General features: G+C 65.2%; 15 protein-coding genes. 3 read left to right on the plus strand and 12 right to left on the minus strand.

The annotated features are described in order from the left end of the window. Positions 1–148: 148 nt before the first annotated feature. The 6 genes from rpsJ to LO55_RS05520 all read right to left on the minus strand — a co-directional run bounded on the left by rpsJ (position 149) and on the right by LO55_RS05520 (position 6,352). A complete protein-coding gene (gene rpsJ / locus LO55_RS05495) occupies positions 149–466 on the minus strand; it encodes a 30S ribosomal protein S10 (RefSeq protein ID WP_005663509.1) in 318 nt (105 codons plus the stop codon). Positions 467–658: 192 nt separating this feature from the next. Beyond that, complete coding sequence (gene tuf, locus LO55_RS05500; protein WP_005663511.1) at positions 659–1,849, minus strand: elongation factor Tu; 1,191 nt, start codon at positions 1,847–1,849, stop codon at positions 659–661. A 74-nt stretch (positions 1,850–1,923) separates the two neighbouring features. Further along, the gene (gene fusA / locus LO55_RS05505; RefSeq protein ID WP_005663513.1) at positions 1,924–4,029 is read right to left on the minus strand and encodes an elongation factor G; all 2,106 of its coding nucleotides are present in this window, start codon (positions 4,027–4,029) and stop codon (positions 1,924–1,926) included. Between the two features lie 129 nt (positions 4,030–4,158). After that, positions 4,159–4,629 (minus strand): 30S ribosomal protein S7, encoded by a 471-nt coding sequence (gene rpsG / locus LO55_RS05510; RefSeq protein ID WP_005663516.1) that lies wholly within the window; start codon positions 4,627–4,629, stop codon positions 4,159–4,161. 137 nt (positions 4,630–4,766) lie between these two features. Continuing rightward, positions 4,767–5,150, minus strand: coding sequence for a 30S ribosomal protein S12 (rpsL, locus tag LO55_RS05515; protein ID WP_005663517.1), 384 nt, complete (start codon positions 5,148–5,150; stop codon positions 4,767–4,769). Positions 5,151–5,470: 320 nt separating this feature from the next. Continuing rightward, entirely contained in the window at positions 5,471–6,352 is an 882-nt protein-coding gene (locus tag LO55_RS05520) for a LysR family transcriptional regulator (RefSeq protein WP_005663519.1), read from the minus strand. A gap of 103 nt (positions 6,353–6,455) precedes the next feature. Here LO55_RS05520 and metE point away from each other — a divergent pair, with 103 nt between their 5' ends. Beyond that, the gene (gene metE / locus LO55_RS05525; RefSeq protein WP_071363691.1) at positions 6,456–8,747 is read left to right on the plus strand and encodes a 5-methyltetrahydropteroyltriglutamate--homocysteine S-methyltransferase; all 2,292 of its coding nucleotides are present in this window, start codon (positions 6,456–6,458) and stop codon (positions 8,745–8,747) included. A gap of 9 nt (positions 8,748–8,756) precedes the next feature. On the opposite strand, the gene LO55_RS05530 is transcribed toward metE, so the two are convergent. From LO55_RS05530 to LO55_RS05550, 5 genes are all read right to left on the minus strand, one after another. Continuing rightward, positions 8,757–9,731, minus strand: a complete 975-nt coding sequence (locus LO55_RS05530; protein ID WP_071360732.1) for an alpha/beta hydrolase — start codon at positions 9,729–9,731, stop codon at positions 8,757–8,759. Then, on the minus strand, positions 9,728–9,964 hold the full coding sequence (locus tag LO55_RS05535; protein WP_071360733.1) for a hypothetical protein: 237 nt from the start codon (positions 9,962–9,964) through the stop codon (positions 9,728–9,730). Before LO55_RS05535 ends, LO55_RS05530 begins: the two co-directional genes overlap by 4 nt. A gap of 22 nt (positions 9,965–9,986) precedes the next feature. Next, positions 9,987–10,478: a hypothetical protein gene (locus LO55_RS05540; RefSeq protein WP_071360734.1), complete on the minus strand. Its 492-nt coding sequence runs from the start codon at positions 10,476–10,478 to the stop codon at positions 9,987–9,989. A gap of 79 nt (positions 10,479–10,557) precedes the next feature. Then, on the minus strand, positions 10,558–11,607 hold the full coding sequence (locus LO55_RS05545; protein ID WP_071360735.1) for an AraC family transcriptional regulator: 1,050 nt from the start codon (positions 11,605–11,607) through the stop codon (positions 10,558–10,560). After that, a complete protein-coding gene (locus LO55_RS05550) occupies positions 11,604–12,464 on the minus strand; it encodes a GGDEF domain-containing protein (protein ID WP_071360736.1) in 861 nt (286 codons plus the stop codon). The genes LO55_RS05545 and LO55_RS05550 overlap by 4 nt, the downstream gene beginning before the upstream one ends. 277 nt (positions 12,465–12,741) lie before the next feature. Here LO55_RS05550 and LO55_RS05555 point away from each other — a divergent pair, with 277 nt between their 5' ends. Together LO55_RS05555 and LO55_RS05560 are read left to right on the plus strand one after the other, a co-directional pair. Next, positions 12,742–15,264 (plus strand): TonB-dependent receptor, encoded by a 2,523-nt coding sequence (locus LO55_RS05555; RefSeq protein ID WP_071360737.1) that lies wholly within the window; start codon positions 12,742–12,744, stop codon positions 15,262–15,264. Beyond that, complete coding sequence (locus LO55_RS05560) at positions 15,264–17,105, plus strand: phytase (protein ID WP_071360738.1); 1,842 nt, start codon at positions 15,264–15,266, stop codon at positions 17,103–17,105. Before LO55_RS05555 ends, LO55_RS05560 begins: the two co-directional genes overlap by 1 nt. On the opposite strand, the gene LO55_RS05565 is transcribed toward LO55_RS05560, so the two are convergent. Further along, positions 17,051–18,649 carry a MutS-related protein gene (locus LO55_RS05565; protein ID WP_229410082.1) on the minus strand — a complete coding sequence of 533 codons (1,599 nt, stop codon included), beginning with the start codon at positions 18,647–18,649 and terminating at the stop codon, positions 17,051–17,053. The genes LO55_RS05560 and LO55_RS05565 overlap by 55 nt on opposite strands. Positions 18,650–18,851 lie beyond the last annotated feature (202 nt).

Consider the following 18,851-nt stretch of genomic DNA (forward strand, 5'->3'; position numbering starts at 1 on the left):
AACGGTTGGCGGACGCCGTGGCGCAGATCATGCACCCGGCATGATCTGCTGGCGCAGGCGCCGCAAATGACAAGGGCCGGATCCCCGCGAACGGTCGATCCGGCCCTTGCAGCGCTGGCGGAGGCATCCGCCGGCACTTGATTTTGTATTACTGCAGCTTGATTTCGACGTCGACGCCAGCTGGCAGGTCCAGCTTCATCAGTGCGTCAACGGTCTTGTCGGTCGGGTCCACGATGTCCATCAGACGCTGGTGCGTACGGATTTCGAACTGGTCGCGCGAGGTCTTGTTCACGTGTGGGGAACGCAGCACGTCGAAACGCTGGATGCGGGTCGGCAGTGGGACTGGGCCCTTGACGACGGCGCCGGTGCGCTTGGCGGTGTCGACGATTTCCAGTGCGGACTGGTCGATCAGCTTGTAGTCGAACGCTTTCAGGCGGATACGGATTTTCTGGTTTGGAGCGGACATGCTAATTCCTTTAAAAGAACGTTCCGGCTTGCTGCCGGCAATGTGGTAAAGGTACTTCGGTACTGCTCAAGAGGCGGGAGTATATCATCGTTCCCGCTCAAACAGATGGGGACAGACCAAAAAGTCTGTCCCCATCGTTGTGCTGGCAAGACGCTCCGAAGAGCGCCCTACCTGCGATCAAGGCCTGATGAATTAGGCGATGATTTTTGCCACGACGCCGGCGCCGACGGTACGGCCACCTTCGCGGATTGCGAAGCGCAGACCTTCTTCCATCGCGATCGGAGCGATCAGCTTGACGGTGATCGAGACGTTGTCGCCTGGCATGACCATTTCTTTGTCTGCTGGCAGTTCGATCGAACCGGTCACGTCAGTCGTACGGAAGTAGAACTGAGGACGATAGTTGTTGAAGAACGGGGTGTGACGGCCGCCTTCGTCTTTCGACAGGACGTAGATCTCACCGGTGAAGTTGCTGTGTGGCTTGATCGAGCCTGGCTTTGCCAGAACCTGACCACGCTGCACGTCTTCACGCTTGGTGCCGCGCAGCAGCAGACCGACGTTGTCGCCAGCTTGACCTTGATCCAGCAGCTTGCGGAACATTTCCACGCCGGTGCAGGTGGTCTTGACGGTGTCAACGATACCGACGATTTCGATTTCTTCGCCGACTTTGATCACGCCGCGCTCGACACGACCGGTCACGACGGTGCCGCGGCCCGAGATCGAGAACACGTCTTCGACTGGCATCAGGAAGGCGCCGTCAACAGCACGTTCCGGGGTTGGGATGTAGGTGTCCAGGGCTTCTGCCAGACGGGCGATGCACTCTTCGCCCATTTCGCCTGGCTGGCCTTCCAGCGCCATACGTGCCGAACCCTTGATGATTGGCAGGTCGTCGCCTGGGAACTCGTACTTCGACAGCAGTTCGCGGACTTCCATTTCGACCAGTTCCAGCAGTTCTGCGTCGTCGACCAGGTCGCACTTGTTCAGGAACACGATGATGTATGGAACGCCAACCTGACGCGCCAGCAGGATGTGCTCGCGGGTCTGTGGCATTGGGCCGTCAGCGGCCGAGCACACCAGGATCGCGCCGTCCATCTGCGCAGCACCGGTAATCATGTTCTTGATGTAGTCGGCGTGGCCTGGGCAGTCAACGTGAGCGTAGTGACGGTTTTCGGTTTCGTACTCGACGTGCGCGGTGTTGATGGTGATGCCGCGTGCTTTTTCTTCTGGAGCCGCGTCGATCTGGTCGTAGGCCTTGGCTTCGCCGCCGAATTTCTTCGACAGGACGGTAGCGATTGCAGCCGTCAGGGTGGTTTTACCGTGGTCAACGTGACCGATGGTGCCGACGTTGACGTGCGGCTTGGTCCGTTCGAATTTACCTTTTGCCATTTCCTAATTCCTTTAAGAGAAACGATATATTTGTTTAACTGGAGGGATGGGACGTCCCATCCCTCCATTATCTATTACTTGGACTTCGCGGTGACGATGGCGTCAATCACGTGCTTCGGAGCTTCCGAATAGTGCTTGAATTCCATCGTGTAGGTCGCGCGGCCCTGGGTCGCCGAACGCAGCGAGGTCGAGTAACCGAACATTTCCGACAGCGGGACTTCGGCCTTGATGATCTTGCCGCCGCCGCCTGGGATTTCGTCCATGCCCTGGACCATACCGCGACGCGACGACAGGTCACCCATCACCGAGCCAGCGTAGTCTTCAGGCGTTTCCACTTCCACGGCCATCATCGGCTCGAGGATGACCGGATTCGCTTTACGGCAGCCTTCCTTGAACGCCATCGAGCCCGCCATGCGGAACGCGTTTTCGTTCGAGTCGACGTCGTGGTACGAACCGAAGGTCAGGGTGACTTTGACGTCGACCACTGGGTAACCAGCCAGCACGCCGGTGGTCAGGGTTTCGCGCACACCTTTTTCGACTGCAGGGATGTATTCGCGTGGAACCACACCGCCCTTGATCGCGTCGATGAACTCGAAGCCCTTGCCTGGCTCTTGCGGCTCGATCGACAGGACTGCGTGACCGTACTGACCACGACCGCCCGACTGCTTGACGAACTTGCCTTCGACGTCGGTGACTGCCTTGCGGATGGTTTCGCGGTATGCAACCTGTGGCTTGCCGACGGTCGCTTCCACGTTGAACTCACGCTTCATGCGGTCAACGATAATTTCCAGGTGCAGCTCGCCCATACCACCGATGATGGTCTGGCCCGATTCTTCGTCGGTACGCACGCGGAACGATGGGTCTTCCTGTGCCAGGCGGTTCAGCGCCAGGCCCATTTTTTCCTGGTCGGCCTTGGTTTTCGGCTCGACTGCCTGTTGAATCACAGGCTCAGGGAAGACCATCTTTTCCAGGGTGATGACAGCCGAAGGATCGCACAGGGTTTCGCCCGTGGTCGCTTCTTTCAGGCCGACCGCAGCGGCGATGTCGCCGGCGCGCACTTCCTTGATTTCTTCGCGCTGGTTGGCGTGCATCTGCAGAATACGACCCAGGCGTTCTTTCTTGCCCTTGACCGGGTTGTAGACGGTGTCGCCCGAATTGACCATGCCCGAGTAGACGCGGAAGAAGATCAGCTGGCCGACGAACGGGTCGGTCATGATCTTGAATGCCAGCGCCGAGAATTTCTCGTTGTCGTCAGCTTTACGGGTGACCGGCTGGTCGTCTTCATCGGTACCGGCGACTGGTGGGATGTCCACTGGCGACGGCAGGTATTCGATGACGGCGTCCAGCATTGCCTGCACACCCTTGTTCTTGAACGCGGTACCGCACATCATCGGAACGATTTCCGACGCGATGGTGCGCTGGCGCAGGGCGGTCTTGATCTCTGCTTCCGACAGATCGCCTTCTTCCAGGTACTTGTTCATCAGCTCTTCGCTGGCTTCAGCAGCGGTCTCGACCAGCTTCTCGCGCCATTCGTTGGCTTGATCGACCAGTTCCGCAGGGATGTCGCGGTAGTCGAACTTCATGCCTTGCGAAGCGTCGTCCCAGATGATTGCTTTCATCTTGACCAGGTCGACCACGCCCAGGAAGTTCTCTTCCGCGCCGATCGGGATCTGCAGAGGGATCGGGTTTGCCTTCAGGCGAGCGCGCATCTGCTCGTAGACCTTGAAGAAGTTCGCGCCGGTACGGTCCATCTTGTTGACGAAGGCCAGACGTGGAACTTTGTACTTGTTAGCCTGACGCCACACGGTTTCCGACTGTGGCTGCACGCCGCCGACTGCGCAGTAAACCATGCAGGCGCCGTCGAGCACGCGCATCGAGCGTTCGACTTCAATGGTGAAGTCAACGTGGCCCGGGGTGTCGATGATGTTGATGTGGTGAGGCTCGAAGTTACCGGCCATACCTTTCCAGAAGCAGGTCGTCGCTGCCGAGGTAATGGTAATGCCGCGCTCTTGCTCTTGCTCCATCCAGTCCATCGTCGCTGCGCCATCGTGCACTTCGCCGATCTTGTGGTTGACGCCCGTGTAGAACAGGACGCGTTCGGTGGTGGTGGTTTTACCAGCATCGATGTGAGCCGAAATACCGATATTGCGGTAGCGCTCGATGGGGGTCTTGCGTGCCATAATTTTTCCTAAATCTTTGAATGGACAAAACCGAGCATCATCTTGATGATCAAAATGAGCCCGGCCTGAACAACAGATACTGCAGGGGCATATTCAGGAGAAAAATCCCCCTGCGGTCTGCCCATTTTTTTAGAAGCGGAAGTGCGAGAACGCCTTGTTCGCTTCTGCCATGCGGTGGACTTCGTCACGACGCTTCATTGCGCCGCCGCGGCCTTCAGCCGCTTCCATCAGTTCACCACCCAGACGTTGCGGCATGGATTTTTCGCTGCGCTTGTTTGCGGCTTCGCGCAACCAACGCATGGACAGCGCCATACGACGAACCGGACGAACTTCCACTGGCACCTGGTAGTTGGCGCCACCGACACGGCGGGACTTGACTTCCACCAGCGGTTTAGCGTTGTTGATCGCGGTCGTGAACACTTCCAGCGGGTCTTTGCCCGACTTGGATTGAATGTGTTCGAATGCACCGTAGATGATGTTTTCTGCAACCGACTTCTTGCCGGACAGCATCAGAACGTTGACGAATTTGGCGACATCGGTATTGCCGAATTTTGGATCCGGCAGGATCTCGCGCTTGGGTACTTCACGACGACGTGGCATTTCAATTCCTTCCTGTCTTCAGTTGAGTGCGGATTCCACACTCGCGAAAGGCCCTCATGACCCTTCACTTACTCGGCCTTGCGGCCGGCTCAACTTATCTAATTAATGTGACGTGTCGATGACACGCACCTCGAAGATTACTTCTTCGCAGCCTTGGCACGCTTGGCGCCGTACTTCGAGCGCGCTTGCTTACGGTCTTTGACGCCCTGGGTATCCAGTGCACCGCGAACCATGTGGTAACGCACACCTGGCAAGTCTTTCACACGACCGCCGCGCAGCAGCACGACACTGTGTTCTTGCAGGTTGTGGCCTTCACCGCCGATGTACGAAATGACTTCGAAACCGTTGGTCAGACGCACTTTAGCGACTTTACGAAGTGCCGAGTTCGGCTTCTTCGGGGTGGTGGTGTACACACGGGTGCACACGCCACGTTTTTGCGGGCAGTTTTCCAGTGCCGGCGACTTGCTCTTCACAACCGCGGCTTCACGCGGCTTGCGAATCAATTGATTGATGGTTGGCATCGTTCCTAATCCAACTAAATTGCTGCTACGTTGACGACCCGGGACGGCAAAAGGAGCCGGCCCGGGGACTAAAACCTAGTCCCGTAAGAATTGACAGCGCAGGCGCGGAAAGCCACTCGACGAAAGGAGCGGCTGCGAATGCGTATACGATGTGCAGAATAAAAACGAGAACTCGCGAATATACGCTGAATGTGACGGCGGGTCAACCGATTTGCCACTCCGCTCAGCTCGCCTGGGCGAGCGGGCCGGTAAACCGTGGTGAATGTAGCATCACCGCGACGGGACTGCCCCATGACGGTGCAAAACGTGCCTGCGGGCACTCATGCTTGACGCGCGATCTCCACGAACGCTTCCAGGTAGGCGGTGCCGGCATCCACTTCGCGCGTGCCCAGGAAGATCTGCTTGAACACCCCTTCGTGCCCCAGCCGCACCGGCGCTACCGCCATCCTTCCTGCATACTCGTCCACCAGCCAGCGCGGCAGCGCCGCCACGCCGCGGCCGCTGGCCACCATCTGCAGCATGATGTCGGTGGTCTCGATGGTCTTGCGCTGGCGCGGCGCGCAGCCGGCCGGCAGGAAGAACTGGTTGTAGATGTCGAGCCGCTCGACGTCGACCGGATAGGTGATCAACACGTCGTCGGACAGGTCGGCCGGCTCGGCGTGGGAACGCCCGGCCAGCGGATGGCTGCTACCCACCACCAACACCTGCTCGTAGTCGAACACCGGCACGAAGCGCAGCCCCGGCTTGAACAGCGGGTCGGGCGTGACCAGCAGGTCGATCTCGTAGCCGTGCAGGGCCTTGAGGCCGCCGAACTGGAAGCGCTGCTTGACGTCGACGTCGACCTCGGGCCACGCGGCCAGGTAAGGATCCACCACTTTCAACAGCCACTGGTAGCAGGGATGGCACTCCATCCCGATGCGCAGGGTGCCGCGCTCGCCGCGCGCGTATTCATGCATCAGGCGCTCGGCATGCTCGAGCTGGGGCAGCACCCGTTCGGCCAGCGCCAACAGATAGCGCCCGGCCTGGGTCAGGCGCAGCGCCCGCCCCTCGCGCGTCCAGACCGGCGTGCCGAGCTGTTGCTCGAGCTTCTTCACCGTGTGGCTCAGGGCCGATTGCGTCAGGCACAGCACGTCGGCGGCGGCGGTCAGCGAGCCGCGCCGGTCGACCTCGCGGATCAGGGACAGGTGGATGCGTTCGATCATGTCACATGAGTAAAATTAATGGATGGATGAAATCATACCAATTTTATTCATGGATCAAGCGGCCTATCATGAACTCATCCATTCTTATCAGGCTGACTTCATCATGACGACTACCCACACCCTTGGCTTTCCGCGCATCGGCGCGCGCCGCGAACTGAAATTCGCCCTCGAACGGTTCTGGAAGGGCGAAGCCACGGCCCAGGAACTCGGCGCGCAGGCGGCAGCGCTGCGCCAGCGCCACTGGCAGCAGCAGGCCAGGCTCGATTTCGCCCCGGTCGGCGACTTTTCGCTGTACGACCAGGTGCTGGACATGAGCTTCACCCTCGGCAACGTGCCGGCGCGCGCGCATGCGCACCATGGCGATGCGCTCGACGCGTCGCTTCATTCTTATTTCCGGGTGGCGCGCGGCCGCAGCCAGGGCGATCACGACCACGCCTGCGGCGGCGTCCATGCCGGCGAAATGACCAAGTGGTTCGACACCAACTACCACTACATCGTCCCCGAATTCAGCGCCGACACCGGTTTCAGGCTCGACACCGCGCGCCTCGAAGAACAACTGGCCCAGGCGCGCACGCTGGGCGTGAAGGCCAAGCCGGTGATCATCGGCCCCCTCACCTATCTGTGGCTGGGCAAGGCCAAGGACGGCAGCGACCGGCTCGACCTGCTGCCCAAGCTCCTGCCGGTGTATGCCGAGCTGCTGGCCTGGTTCGTCACGCAAGGCATCGAATGGGTGCAGATCGACGAGCCGGCGCTGGTCACCGAGCTCGATGCGCGCTGGCAGGCCGCCTATGAGGGCGCCTACGACCTGCTCCAGCACAGCGGTGCCAAATTGCTGCTGGCGACCTATTTCGGCCGTCTGGAAGATAACCTGGCGCTGGCCTGCGCGCTGCCGGTGGACGGCCTGCACCTGGACGCGATCAATGCCCGCGCCGAGATCGCGCCGGTGATCGACGCCCTTGGCCCGGACAAGGTGCTGTCGCTGGGCGTGATCGACGGCCGCAATATCTGGAAGACCGACCTGCACGCCACATTGGAATGGCTCGAGCCGGTGCAGCGCCAGCTGGGCCAGCGCCTGTGGATCGCGCCATCGTGCTCGCTGCTGCACGTGCCGGTCGACCTGCAGAACGAGACCGCGCTCGATCCCGAAATCCGCTCGTGGCTGGCGTTCGCCGTGCAGAAGCTGGAAGAATTGCGCATCCTGGCCCATGCGCTCGACCATGGCCGCTCGCAGGTACAGCTCGAATTGGTCGAGAATGCGGCCGCGATCGACCGCCGCCGCGCCTCGAAGCGCGTGTCGAATCCTCAAGTAGCGCAGGCCCTGGGCGCGATCACCCCCGAGCTGGGCCGGCGCGCCAGCAGCCACGCCGAACGCAGCCTGCAACAGGCCGCCCTGCTCCAGCTGCCGAGCTACCCGACCACCACCATCGGCTCCTTCCCGCAGACGGCGGCGATCCGCCAGGCCCGCAATGCCCATAAAAAAGGCGAACTGGATGCGGAGGCCTACGAGGAAGCGATGCGCGCCGAGATCGCGCGCTGCGTGCGCGAACAGCAAGCGCTGGGGCTGGACGTGTTCGTGCACGGCGAGGCCGAACGCAACGACATGGTCGAATACTTCGGCGAGCAGCTCGACGGCTATGCCTTCAGTCAGAACGGCTGGGTGCAATCCTATGGTTCGCGCTGCGTGAAGCCGCCGATCCTGTTCGGCGACGTGCGCCGCCCACAGGCGATGACGGTCAAGTGGACCACCTACGCACAGTCGCTGACCGACAAACCGATGAAGGGCATGCTGACCGGCCCGGTGACGATACTGAACTGGTCGTTCGTGCGCGACGACCAGCCGAGGTCCGTGAGCTGCCGCCAGCTGGCGCTGGCCATCCGCGAAGAAGTGCTGGACCTGGAGCGCGCCGGCGTGCGCGTGATCCAGATCGACGAGGCGGCCCTGCGCGAAGGCTTGCCGCTGCGGCGCGGCGAATGGAAGGACTACCTGGACTGGGCGGTCGAGTCATTCCGCATCACGGCCAACGGCGTGGCGGACGAGACCCAGATCCACACCCACATGTGCTATTCGGAGTTCAACGACATCATCGCCGCGATCGCCGCCATGGATGCCGACGTGATCACGATCGAGACCTCGCGCTCGGATATGGAACTGCTGGACGCTTTCGACGATTTCCAGTATCCGAACGAGATCGGGCCGGGCGTATACGACATCCATTCGCCGAACATCCCGAGCCAGGATCACATCGTGGACCTGATGCGCAAGGCCGCCACCCGCATCCCCCCCAACCGCCTGTGGATCAATCCCGACTGCGGCCTCAAGACCCGCAACTGGGAAGAAGTGCTGCCGGCGCTGCGCAATATGGTGGCGGCGGCGCACACCCTGCGCGCCGCCTGAAGCCAGCCCTCAGTTGGTCTTTTTCAGAAAGTCGCTGACCGCCTTCACCAGCAATGGCGAGACCGGCAGCGACGGGTCGCTGTAGGCCGCGGCCTGCAGCGCCAGGTCGGCCCGCACGTGCTTGAAGATATGGTTCATGCCGGGGATGATGGCCAGGGTCGCATCAGGCTTGGCGCGATGCAGCCCGTATGCCTGGGCCACCTCCACCTGGATGTCGGTATTGCCCTGGACGATCAGCACCGGCATGGTCAAGGCGGCGATGCGCTGCGACGGCACGTACTTGAACCACGAGATCACGTAGGGCTGGATACTCGGCCGGTAAGCAGCCATCAGCGCGGGCGGCACCTGGTCGACCGTCGCGCCGTTCTCGAGCGCCGCCAGGATGCGCTCGTTTTCCTTGTCGAGCTCGGGCGGCAGCTTGCCGGCAAGCTGCTTGCGCAGGATGGCCGGGGCGCCGTCGGCGGCGCCGGCGATCGAGACGAAGGCCGCGGCGCCGGCCTGCTGCGCCGCCAGCATGCCGATCAGGGATCCCTCGCTGTGACCGATCACGGCCACCGGGCCGAAGCGCGCATCGGCCTTCAGCTTGCCGAGCCAGGCCGCGGCATCGTCGACGCCGGTCTCGAAGCGCAGCTCGGATTCAGGCGGTCCGGCCGCCAGGCTGGCGGCCACGCCGCGCTTGTCGTAGCGCAGCGAGGCGATGCCCTCCTCGGCCAGCGCCACGGCCAGCATCCTGAGGCTGTCGTTGCGGCCCGGAATCAGGGGGTTGTTGCCGTCGCGGTCGGTCGGGCCGGAGCCGGCGATGATCAAGGCGACTTTCAGGGTACCCTGCGGCTTGCCCTCTAGGGCGGCCGGCAATTGCAGGGTGCCGGCGATGCGGCCGGTCGGCGTGTCGAGATTGATGTGTTCTTCGGTCGTTTGGGCCGACGCGATGCCGGCGGCCAGGAACAGCAGCAGCGTGGCAACGAGGCTGGTGGCGGATTTCATGCGCGCTCCGCGGTGATCGTCCTGGGCGAGACCGCCAGGACCGTCAGCCAGCCCAGGAAGGAAAAGCAGCGCTGCAAACCCACGAAACACAGGAACCAGACAGCCCACTGCGCGGCGCTGAACTTGACCGGCTGGTACTGAATTCCGGCCGCGTGCAGCAACCCGATCGTCGAGATCGCCGTGAGGATCACCACGGGTATGAAAAACCACCACTTCCTTTCAAGCTCTGACATAGCATTCCTCATTCAATATCATTCACGCCGCCACCGGCAGGCCGCGCTGCGCCAGGCAGAAATCCTGGATCCGTTCCAGCGCCGCCTCGGCTTGTCGCTGGTCCAGCCCCGCCCCGAAATGGTAGCGGCGGGTAGCGGTCTCGATCTCGATCCGGCCATGGCCGAAGCCGAGGGCATCCCACTTGGCTTCCGGCGTCCAGGCCTCCGGCGCCGGCAGCAGCCGCAGCGCGCGGATCTCGTCGGGCCGGAAGGCCAGCTCGATCGGCGGCAGCTCGCCCGCAGGGGCGATGTACAGCTCATCCCGGAACACGAAATTGCGATACAGCGCCCAGGCGGCCACGCTCACGATGGCCAGCGCGCAGGCGGTGAAGATGACGACACCGGGCGACAGGTCGCGCTGCGCGCCGCTGGCCAGGCCATAGACCAGCAGGCAGACGAAGCAAAAGGACATGCACGCGGCAAAGCCGCGCTTCTGGGTTGGACAGACGATATGCAGGACCAGGCTGGCGCTCATTCCTTTTCTTCGAAAACGGCCTTGACCGTGAAAGATACCACTTCTCGGAGAATGGAAGATGCGCGGATTCTCTCGCGTCCTACATTCCCGGCTCCAGCGCGCCCATGAACCAGCCCAGCTCTCCGTCCAGCGCGGCCCGGATCGGTCCCGGCGTGAGGCCGGTCCAGCGCTTGAACGAGCGCCGGAAATTGGCGGCGTCATGAAAGCCCAGGTAGCGCGCGACCTGCTCGTTGTCGGCCCGCTCGACCTGGAACAGCCACAGCGCCACATGGGTGCGCACCTGGTCGAGCTCACCCTGGAAATGGGTATGGTGGCGCAGCAGCTGGCGCTTGAAGGTCGCCGGGCTGACGCCGAAGTCGGCGGCGGTGCGCTCCAGCGTCGGCGCCGTGCGCACGTTGGCCAGCAGATAGTCGTACAACGCGGCCAGGATGCCGGGTGCGCGCGCCTCTTCCTGCTCGGCGGCGCGCTGCGCCAGGCGCGCCGCCATCTCGCTGGCGCGCGGCCATGGCCGGTCGAGCCAAGCCGCCGGGAGCAGCATGGCGTCGAGCTGGCAACCGAAGCGCAGCTCGGCGCCCAGGTGGACGTGGTGCTGCTCGACGTGGCGCGGGGCGCCGCGGTTGAAGCAGAAGCGCCACGGCAGGCGCTCGCCGCCCAGCCAGCGGCACAGCGCCACCACCGCCGTCATGTGCATCTCGACCAGGGCCGGCCGGAGGCCGGGCGCGCCATAGGCCTCGACCCAGTACAGCAGCGCCACCTCGCCCCAGGTCTCGAAGCGCGGCCGCAACAGCGGCGTCAGGCGCGCATGGAAGCGGCACAGGGTCTGCAGCAGCGCGCGCAGGTCCGGGGCCTGCACCAGCGCGTGGCTGGCGGCGCCGTCGTGACCGGGCAGCAGCAGCTGGCCCAGCATGAAGCTGGTGTCGGGGCTGTCCAGCGCATGCAGGGTGTTCGCCAGTTGCTGCAGGTATTGCGCCGGCGCCACCAGGCAGTCGGGATGCAGGCCTGCCAGCAAACCCGTATCGCGCAGCAGGTCGGCGTCGCTCGCATCGCGCGAGCGGCCGTATTCCAGCGCCAGCGCGGGCTGCTGCCGCGCCGGGATCGACGGTTCTCCGGCCGGCTGCCAGGCGATCACACGGCGTCCATCTGGCGGCACAAGTCGGACAGCAGCGCATCCGGCGCGCCCTGGGCTGGCGCGCAACCGTGGCGCAGCGAGATCCGCACCCGGCCCTTGGGCGCATGGTGGCGCATCGAGGACACCATGCGGCACAGGTGCTGGGCGGCGTCGCGCGCCTCGCCCTCGTGCAATCCGGGCATCAGCACCGCGAAGCGGTCGCCCGCATAGCGGCACAGCAGGTCTTCGTTGCGCAGGTTCAGGAGCAGCATGTGCGCCACCGCCTGCAGCACGCGGTCGCCCTCCGCCTGGCCGTGTTCGCGGTTGATGCGGTGGAATTCGTCGATGTCGAACAGTACCAGCGCGCAGCCCTGGCCATCGTTGCGCCGGCTCTCCAGGCGCAGCTGCTCGCGCAGGTAGGCGGCGTCGGCCAGCTGGGTGATGCGGTCGAACGGGCGGTGGTTGCGAAACAGCCGCTCGCGCTTGCGCATGTGGTCGGACAGCGTGGCCTGCTCGAGCCTCCAGTAAGCCATGCCAACGGTGAGGACCAGCATCCCGAGCGGCAGCAGCGACTCCAGCGCGTTGTCCCACAGCGCCGCCTTGTCGACGTCGACCACCTCGTCCAGGCAGTCGGCCCAGGAACCGAGCATGATGCAGGCCAGGCCCCCGGACAGCAGCCGCGTGACCAGCCCGTCCGGTCGGCTGGACAGCACGATCAGGCACCACAGCGCCGCCAGCAGCGAGGTGCCGCCCTCGCTGGCGATGTCGACCCAATCCCATTCGGCCATCGGGATAAGCGACCCGGCGCCGACGAACAGGAAGGCAAAGGCGCCGAGCAGCGCGCCGATCAGCAGGGCATGGCGGATCACGTTGGACATGGGCAGCGTTCGAAGTGGATCGCCGGAACATAGCGCAGCCAGATGACCGCAGGATGACAGGATGGCAAAGCTGTGGCATCCCGGCACGGAGTCCGAACGGCTCACGTCGCATGGCGTCCCATCGCATTCACCCGCCGCCGCCCTGCGGCGTGCGCCATGGGTGGCGGGTCATTTCAGCTCATCTCCGGTCTACGCAGGCGCTCTTGCGGACCGGCGTCACCAGATCGTCACATTGAGACACCAGAATCCGCCCCACTCCAACTATCTTCTTGCCCCCATGCGCCATCTCGCCCTCCCCGCCGTCACCGCCAGCCTGCTGGCCGCCGCCGGCGTCCACGCCGCGCCGGCCCCGGCCCCGGCCGTCGAATCCAGCGTGGTCGTCACCGGCCAGCGCGCCAGCCTGGCGCGCGCCATCGCCGCCCAGGAACAGGCCGACAACATCGTCAGCGTCGTCAGCAGCGACGACATCGGCCACCTGCCGGACAAGAACGCCGCCGAGGCGCTGGCGCGCGTGCCGGGCCTGTCGGTCCAGCGCGACCAGGGCGAAGGCCGCTACGTGGTGGTGCGCGGCCTGGACGCCGACTACAACAGCGTGACCATCAACGGCGCCCTGGTGCCCTCGCCGGAAGCGACGCGCCGCGCGGTGGCGCTGGACGTGCTGCCGGCCGGCCTGGTGCGCTCGCTCGAAGTGACCAAGTCGGCCACGCCCGACCAGGACGCCAACTCGCTGGGCGGCACGGTCGAGGTCAAGACCCTGTCGGCGTTCGACCTGCCGGGCAAGCTGCTCAGCGTCGGCGTGGCCGCCAGCCACGACACCAACACCGACCAGAACAGCCCCAGCGCCAACCTGCTGTGGGCCCAGCGCTTCATGGACGGCAAGCTGGGCATCGCCGCCGGCCTGTCGGGCGAGAAGCGCAAGTTCGGCTCGGACAACGTGGAAACGGGCGGCGCCTGGGACGGCAACCGCCTGGAAGGCTTCGAGATGCGCGACTACCTGCCCACGCGCGAGCGCCGCGCCGGCGCCGTCAACCTCGACTACCGCCCGGACGCCAGCACCAGCTACGCCCTGCGCGGCTTCCTCAGCCGCTTCTCGGACGACGAGTCGCGCGACCGCATGACCGTGGGCGACTTCGAGAACGACGACGAAAGCGTTGTCGAAGGCGAGCTCGCCCCGGCGACCGTCGAGCGCCGCCTGCGCCAGCGCAAGTACACGCAAGAGATCCGCTCGCTCACCGGCTCCATGGACCGCCGCTTCGGCGACGCCTGGAAGATGCGCCTCGAAGCCGCCACCAGCCGCGCCACCGACGAGACGCCGAACGCGATCAGCGACGCGCGCTTCACCAACGTCGAGAGCTTCGAGGGCGTCGGCTTTGCCAACGCCCGCGCCCCGCACCTGATCGCCCCCGCCGGCGTGCTTGATGCCGCCAACTACGAGCTCGATTCGTTCGCGATCGAGCGCGCCTACGCCAAGGACACCAGCCACCAGCTGCGCCTCGACCTGCAGCGCGAATTCGACGCCGGCGACTGGAGCGGCGCGCTCAAGTTCGGCGCCAAGGCCACCCGCCGCGACAAGCGCACCGACACCGACGCCTGGGAATTCGGCAGCGACGACCCGGAAGACGGCGATTACTGGGGGGCCGGCCCGACCTCGATGAGCGCCTTCGTCAATGGCACACGCATCGACTACCCGTTCGGCAACCTTGGCTACACGCTCGACCCGAACCTGGTACGCGCCCGCCTGGCCGGCCTGAACCGCGAGGGCGCGCGCGCGATCGTCGACTCGGCGCTGGACGACTTCAAGCTGCAGGAAGACATCGACGCCGCCTACGTGCAGGCCAGCCTGCGCAGCGGCGCCTGGTCGCTGCTGGCGGGCGTGCGCGCCGAGCGCACCCGCTTCAAGGCCGACGGCTCGCAAGTGACGGACGAAGAAGAGATCACGCCGCGCGGCGCTGCGCGCTCCTACACCAACTGGCTGCCGGGCGTGCACCTGCGCTACGACCTCGACCAGCACACCAGCCTGCGCGCGGCATGGAGCAACTCGGTGGTGCGCGCCAATTTCGCCCAGCTGGCGCCGGGCGTCAGCCTGGATGGCGACGACGAAGCCACCATCGGCAACCCGGACCTGAATCCGCTGCGCTCGCACAACCTGGACCTGGGCATCGAGCGCACCATCGGCGGCGACGGCGTGGTGTCGGCCTATGTCTTCACCAAGGATATCAAGGACTTCACCTACGCCACCGACCTGGCCGGCCGCGGAGACTGGGTCGGCTTCAATAGCGCGATCTCGTACGCCAACGGCGAACAGGCGCGCGTGCGCGGCATCGAGCTGGCCTGGCAGCAGCCGCTGCGCATGCTGCCGGCGCCGTTCAACGGCCTGCTGATCGGCATCAACGGCGCCATCACCCACTCGCGCGCCGATATCGACAGCGCCGATGGCGACGGCGGCGTGGCTTCGCGCAGCATCCGCATGCCGGGCCAGTCGAACCGCATCGGCAACCTGATGGTGGGCTACGAGTCCGGCCCGTTCAGCGCGCGCCTGGCGATGAACTACAAGTCGCCCTACCTGCTCGAACTGGGCGAGGACGTGCTCGACGCGAGCCAGGACCGCTACGTCGACACCCAGAAGCAGCTGGACTTCTCGATGTCGTTCAAGCTCGACAAACGCTGGCAGCTGACGTTCGACGCCAGCAACCTGAACAACGAAAAATACTACGTCTACATGGGCGACAAGTCGCGCAACGCGCAACATGAACAATATGGCCGCACCTTCAAGATCGGCCTGAAAGCGAGCATCTTCTAATGAAAAAAATCGTTTCCCCGATCGTTGCACTCATCGTCCTGGCGGCGCTGCACGGCGCCGCAACCGCCGCACCGCAAGTGGCAAAGGCGCCGCTCGATGCCGACGAACTGGCTGCCCTGCCGGGCGGCGCCTGGCTGGCGCTGGACAAGCGCGGCCTGCGCCTGGTCGGCGCCGACGGCATCGACCGCACGACGCTGGCCCTGCGCGGCGAGCGGCTCGACCTGCGGCCTGACGTCCATCCTTCTTCAGGCGGCGCGCTGGCGGTGCTGGTCGACTCGAACCTCGAACAGGCCCAGCCCATGCGGATCGACCTGGCGGCCGGTACGCTGACCCGCCTGCCGGCGATCCCGAGCGCAGGCTTCGGCATCGAGGCGGCCTGCATGTACCGCGACGCCCAGAACCTCGACCACGTGTTCCTGGTGGGCGCGGATGGCCAGGCGCAGCAATGGCTGCTGGGCGAGCCCCACCGCCTGGTGCGCCGCCTGGCGCTGCCGACCGGCGTCGAACACTGCCGCGTCGACGACGCCTACGCCACCCTGTTCGTGGCCGAGGAAGGCATGGGCCTGTGGGCCTATGGCGCCGACGCCGAAGGCCCGTCGGCACGCACGCCGGTGGCGCTGCGCACGCCCTATGGCAAACTGAAAGGCGAGATCCAGGGGTTGGCCGCGCTGCCTGGCGGCGTGGCCGCCCTCGGCGAGAACGGCGAACTGCTCGGCTGGCGCCGTGCCGGCGCCGCATGGCAAGCATTGCCGGCGCGCGCGCTCGGCGCCAAACAACTGGTGGCCCTGGGCGGCGGCTCCCTGATGGTGCAGACGAAAAAAGGCTGGCAGTCGCCGGCCCTGGCCTGGAAAGCCGGCAGCGCGCCGCCGCGTTCCCTGCCGATCGTGATGCCGCGCATGCAGACCGCGCCGGTGGCGCAGATGGGCGACGCGGCCGACGACCCGGCGATCTGGGTCAACCCGCTTGATGCCAGCAAGTCGCGCATCCTCGGCTCCAACAAGAAGCAGGGCCTGCTGGTGTATGACCTGGACGGCCGCCAGACCCAGTTCCTGGCTTCCGGCCGCCTGAACAACGTCGACGTGCGCCAGGACCTGCGCTTCGAGGGCCAGCGCGTCGACCTGGCGCTGGCCACCCAGCGCGACGAGCAGGCGATGGTGCTGTACACGATCGACGCCGGCGGCGAACTGGCGGAAGCGGCGCGCCTGCCGACCGGCCTGGGCGACATCTACGGCACCTGCCTGTACCGCACGCCCGAAGGCGGCCTGGACGCTTTTGTGAACGACAAGGACGGCCGCTACGAGCACTGGCAGATCACCCGCAGCGGCGGCAAGTACGGCGCCAGGCTGGCGCGCCAGTTCAGGGTCGCGACGCAACCCGAAGGCTGCGTGGCGGACGACCGCAGCGGCCTGCTGTTCGTGGGCGAGGAAGACAAGGCGCTGTGGGTCACGTCGGCAAGGGCCGACCAGCCGGCCAAGCTCGAGATGGTGATGCCGGTGGGCGAATGGCTGCACGACGACATCGAGGGCATGGGCATCTACCACGGCGACAAGCGCAGTTACCTGGTGGTGTCGAGCCAGGGCAACAGCAGCTACGTGGTGTTCGATGCGGCGCCGCCGTTCAAGGTGCGCGGCGCGTTCCGGGTCGGCATGGATCCGGTGGCCGGCATCGACGGCGCCTCCGAGACCGATGGCCTGGAAGTGAGCTCGGCGAACTTCGGGGGCCCGTACACGCGCGGCATGCTGGTAGTGCATGACGGCTTCAAGCGCATGCCTGAAGGCGCCCAGAACTACAAGGCGGTGGCCTGGGACGATGTCGCCAAGGCCCTGAAGCTGGAAGATTGAGGCGGCGCGGGTTCCACCAGGTGGCTGCTCAACCAGCGCGCCACCTCGGCCGCCCGCTCCTCGATCCGCGGCCCGAAGCCCTGGCTCGCCAGCAGCGCGATGCCGTTCGGGTTGCGCAACACGCCCGGCGCCAGCACCGGCTGGCCGCTGGCGGTGTCGATGAAGAACGGCGCCAGCTGCGCGCGCAGCAGCGGCGCCAGCACCAGGTTGTGCGAGGACACCAGCACCAGGTCGCGCTCCGATAACTGTTCCAGCACGGCGCAGGCCGCCGACACCGACTCCAGGTGGTTCGTGCCGCGGAAGACTTCATCGATCAGGCAGATGCCCGGCGGCTGGCCGGCAACGTCCAGCAACTCCTTCGCGCGCCGCAGCTCCGCCATGTACAGGCTCTCGCCGCCCAGCAGCGAATCCTCGTTCTGCATGCTGGCGCGCACCGGCAGCGCCGGCAGGCAGGCGCGCGTCGCGTAACAGAAGCCGAAGGCGCGCGCCGCGATCGCGTTCAGGCCCACCATGCGCAGGAAGGTGCTCTTGCCCGAGGCGTTCTGGCCCGAGACGAAGGCGCCTTTTCCTTGCAACGTCACCGACAGCGCGACCGGCTGCGCCATCAGGGGATGGACGCCGCCCTCCAGCACCAGCGTGCGCGCGTCGCCGCGCTCGGCCCAGCACCAGCGCTCCATCGCTGCCAGGTGACGCGCCAGGGTCACGTCGGCCTCCAGGTTCGCGCAGGCCAGGTAGCACTCGCGCAGGAAGGCACGCTCGGCATGCACGATGCGACGCGTCTTGAAATGATAGACCACATTGGCCGCTGCGAACCAGTCGGCGTATTGCAGCGCGCCCGGGATCATGCGCAGGCTCAGCGAGCGCGCCAGGCGCACGTGCAGGCGTTCCGCCCTCGGGCGCGCCGCCACGAAAGGTTCCAGCAGCTGCCCGCCCTGCCCGCCCAGCAGGCTGGTCGCGCGCAGCAGCGCGTGCAGCGCGCGGATGGCGGCGGCCCATTCCTCGAGCGGGCGGTGCAGGCGCATCTGCAGCGCCATCAGGGGCGCTAGCGCCGCCAGGGTCAACATCCAGCCCAGCGGCTGGGTCGCCAGGGCGGCCAGCGACAGCAGCAGCGCGAGCGGCAGCAGCCATAGCCAGCGCGGCCACCACGGGATTGTCGGCGCCGTATCCTGGAACAGCAGGCCGGCCACCTCGGCATCGGCATGGCGCAAGGCAGACAGGCTGGCGTCGATCGCATCCAGCCGCGCCGGGTCATCCATCAGCGCCTGCAGGCGCGCGCGCTGCGCGACGCATGCCGCATCGTCGATGCCGGCTCGCAGGCGCCGGTGCAGCACCTGGCGCGCGAAGATGCTGGCCTGGGGCGCCAATTTTTCTTCGTACGATTCGAGCAGCAAGTCGTTCCAGGTCTGGTCGTCGATGCCGGCGGCGCCATCGAGGCGATACAGGCGCTCGACCTCGTCCGGGATGAAGAAATGGCGCCGCGGAGGGGCGGGTGGGACGAGCGCGAGGCTGCGCCACAGGTCTTGCAGGCGGTCGAACAACGACACTGATGGACTTTCTGGAGAACCGGCCGCGCCGGGTGCCAATCCAATATACGGGTCGATTGCCGTCTTGCAAGATCGAAAACATTTATGGACTGAAATTACCCGTGGCGCATGTTCAACATTGAATTCGACAATGTACGTTTCCAAACATACCGGTTTCCGAATCGCTGGCACGATCATTGGCGCAAGGCTCCCACAACAACGA

Source organism: Massilia timonae (assembly GCF_001866515.1).
GTDB lineage: Bacteria > Pseudomonadota > Gammaproteobacteria > Burkholderiales > Burkholderiaceae_D > Telluria > Telluria timonae.